General features: G+C 61.8%; 1 pseudogene. It reads right to left on the bottom strand.

Annotated features, from left to right (window positions below):
- Positions 1-81 precede the first annotated feature (81 nt).
- Positions 82-283: pseudogene (locus EN845_RS34980) on the bottom strand (AMP-binding protein); the annotation flags it as partial.

Here is a 283-nt window from a genome sequence, read left to right as displayed (position 1 = left end):
GATCTCGCCACAAGGGCATTGATGATTGGCGAAGGGCTGCGAGATGGGTGATCTCCCCCACAAGGGGGCAGATCAGCCCTCTCACCCGTTGCGCTTCTCCACCTCGGCCTTCCGCAGCAAGAACCGCTGGATCTTGCCGCTCGGGGTTTTCGGCAGCTCGGTGACGAATTCGACCTCGCGCGGATAGGAATGGGCCGAAAGTCGCTTCTTCACATGCTGCGCAAGTTCTTCCGCAAGCGCGTCGCTGCCCTTATAGGCCGGCGCCAGCACCACGAAGGCCTTG

It is taken from the genome of Mesorhizobium sp. M8A.F.Ca.ET.202.01.1.1, from assembly GCF_004791595.1.
GTDB lineage: Bacteria > Pseudomonadota > Alphaproteobacteria > Rhizobiales > Rhizobiaceae > Mesorhizobium.
The sequence above is the reverse complement of the archived record's forward strand: the minus strand, read 5'-3'. Positions and strand labels throughout refer to the sequence as shown.